Annotated in this window: 2 protein-coding genes; one reads left to right on the plus strand and one right to left on the minus strand. The window is 34.5% G+C overall.

The features are described 5' to 3' along the window. Positions 1-393: 393 nt before the first annotated feature. Positions 394-777: an SPOR domain-containing protein gene (locus tag AACY61_RS11245; protein ID WP_339611681.1), complete on the plus strand. Its 384-nt coding sequence runs from the start codon at positions 394-396 to the stop codon at positions 775-777. On the opposite strand, the gene AACY61_RS11250 is transcribed toward AACY61_RS11245, so the two are convergent. Next, on the minus strand, positions 774-3,101 hold a 2,328-nt coding region (locus tag AACY61_RS11250), incomplete at its 5' end, for a DUF5916 domain-containing protein (protein ID WP_339611682.1). The genes AACY61_RS11245 and AACY61_RS11250 overlap by 4 nt on opposite strands.

Below are 3,101 nucleotides of genomic sequence, written 5' to 3' on the forward strand. Positions count from 1 at the left end.
CCACAGGGTCACCACCCAAGTCTGCTGCTACCTCAGTAGTTTCATCTTGAGTTGTTTCCTCTTGAGCGTTAAGGTTGTTTGTGAATATCAACAGCAGAGCTGCTAGCACATAGGAAGATAATTTAAACAATAGATTTGGGTATTTCACCTTTTTCATACTTTGTAATGTATTATCGTGTAAAAATTGGAAGGATAAATGCTTATGTGCTCATAAAAAATGAGTTATACTAATTTCCCTCAAAATAACTGGACAAAAGTAACATTTTAAGTCCATTTTAGGAATTCAAACTAAACGTTAACTAATAATTTATACTAATTCTAAATAATATTTTTATGCATGAATCAGTTATAATGATTTAGCTTTGTAATGAATAAAAATTGAACGAAATTTCTATGAGATATCCTCTTTACATCACCTTCATACTTTTTGCATTGAACTCAAATTATGCAACTGCACAGCAAGGCACAGTTGAAATTTATGAGAACGAAAAGCTTACTGAGCTTTTGAAGCTCAAAACAATGCTTTCAAAGGAAAACAAACTTAGTGATGGTTTTACTATTCAACTATACTACGGTGAATTAAAGCAGGCAAATACCATTATAAGAGACTATCAGAAAAGCCAGTCTGTTTGGAAAGCATCCATAGAATATGAAACCCCGAACTATAAAGTGTGGGTTGGAAATTTTGTAACGCGCTTGGAAGCAGACAGAGCTTTGATGGAAATTCAAAAAAAGTTTCCAAATGCTTTTGTTTTCAAGCCAGACCGGCGCAACTAACCCTTCTGGCGGTTTCCTAAAGTCATTTTAGTAGGTAATCTAAGGCTTACATCATTCTTTTTGGAAGGATTGGTGAAATAATTTTTTGTCCTATTATAATCTAAAAAATAACTTATTCTTAACGAAAAACTATGAAATTGCGGCTTTTCAAACAAATTGTCAAAATTTTCTGAAAAACTAAACCCTGAAGTTTCAAAAAAGCTATTAATTGAGTTCCGGTACAAAAAAGTCAACTGACTTCCCGGTGCAAACCACCAGCTATATCTAACATCTAAATTCCAGCTGTTGTAAGTTGTATCGTGCGAATTTTCATAAGCACTATTATCTTTTAATGTCCCATTCTGTTGCAACGTGTAGTATTTATGGTATTCTACTTCAGAAAAATAGTGTCTGAAAGATACATTTGCAGCCATTTTATTATTAAAAATATATTGTGATTCCAGTGAGGTAATTAATGTATTCCGATCACGCTGTCCAAATATAATATTACTGTTTTCAAAACTTACAAAACCTTGTTCATTTGAAGAAAATATTGCAGAAAGATTAGTTATTAATTTTAGTTTATCAGAAAATCTAAATCTGGGAGAAAATCCAAATTGAGCTATTTGTCTTTCTTTTTCATCATATTTTTGAAAATCAGCATTTAAATCTATTGCAAACTTTTTTCTATAATCTGTAGATATCCAAACCCAGGGGTTATAATAGGCCGGCTGTTCTACATGTCTTCCTTCTACCCTTGGTTCATAAATATCATTTACCCCAAACGGAGTTATTTCAAAACCTCCACCAAAAGCAAAAAAGTCTTTTGTAACAAAGTTGGAGTTGAAATTAAAATTATAGGCATAATAGAGGTCGGGTTTAAGTCTTCTATTAAAGTTAAGGTTAAAATTAAGGTTTAGGTTGTTTAGAAACCCTTTCGGTTGAAGGTATCTAAAACCATAATAGCCATAATAGTTAATATAGTTTGTATTTGATGAAAAACCCAGATCATTAATGTCGTAATCAACTGTTCTAAAGTTTATTGCGGTGGTGAATCTGTGTTTGCCACTTATGTTTGCCATTTGTGCCCTTCCCTCCATTCCAAATTTAGTAGCGTCTGTCAACACCCAACTGCTTTTAGCTTCTGCATTGTATCTAAATGTATTGCTTTTATTAGTTACACTGAGCAGCATAGCGGTTGCATTTGCATCTCTAAAATCACCATCTCGTAATACGTTTGTATTGATGACCGATATTGAGTTATTATCACCAAAGCGTTGATCTAAAACCAAAACATTGTAATTTGTTAGTGGTTCAACTAACACCTTTCTATTTTCAAGGCTTTCAATATTTTGAATACTTACAAAGGTCTTTTTTGTGATTGCGTTAAAAAAACCTATTCCAAGGCCTCCTGAGGTTCTGCCTGAAATTTTTGTGGCATTCAACAAATCTACCTTAGAAGGAAATGAATTAATTGTTTCATTTTCATTTAAATTTAGGGAACCACTTGGCGCCCCACCCACTCTTCTGGAATAAAATAGACCTCCTTTAGAGTAAAGCTCGGTTCCTTCTGTAAAAAAAGGTCTTTGTTCTACATATTGTACTTCAAATGCAGAAAGATTTAAAACGGTTTCATCAAATTTTGTCTGCCCAAAATCGGGAACAAGTACCATATCCAGGGTAAATGCATCGTTGATTCCATATTTCAGGTCCATTCCCCCGTTAAAGGCCACTTCAGAGTCGCCATCGAAACTGTTTACGTAGGTTGAAAGGTAAGGTTGTAAAGAGAGCCTTACCGGTGTTTTGATGTTTTTAATTCCGTGAATTTCCCCATCATAAATTGAAAAGCCCCCTTTAGAGTTGTCGATGTAATTCCAGCTGTAGCGTGTGCGGGTTCTTCTAAATTCGCGTTCCATGTTGAGCCCCCAAGTTTGTATTTCCTTTTTGGGAAAGCGCAACTCAGAATAAGGAATAAATATTTCGGCTACCCAACTGTCTTCATTTATTTTTACGTCACTAAACCATACAGCATTCCACGAGGCGTCTTCAGAGTCGTTGGTCATTTTTGCATCAAATTGTACACCTGCGGCTGTGACAATAAACTGCAAGCTTTGTTGGCGGTCGTTGTATCCATTTAACAGTATAAAAAAGAAGTCATCATTACCAATATCATCTCTCTCGGTTAACTCTTTCAAAATTTTATCTGGTTCAGGATCAAACATAACTGCACCAAAATAAATTCCTAAATCATCGTAAACAATTTTTACTTCGGTTTTTAAACTATCAGGAATTGGTTTTCCGTTTACGGGTTGTCTTTCGACAAAGTTTGAAGCGACGGGAGCAGA

The sequence above is a fragment of the uncultured Planktosalinus sp. genome, assembly GCF_963973675.1.
In the GTDB taxonomy this organism is placed as follows: Bacteria; Bacteroidota; Bacteroidia; order Flavobacteriales; family Flavobacteriaceae; genus Planktosalinus.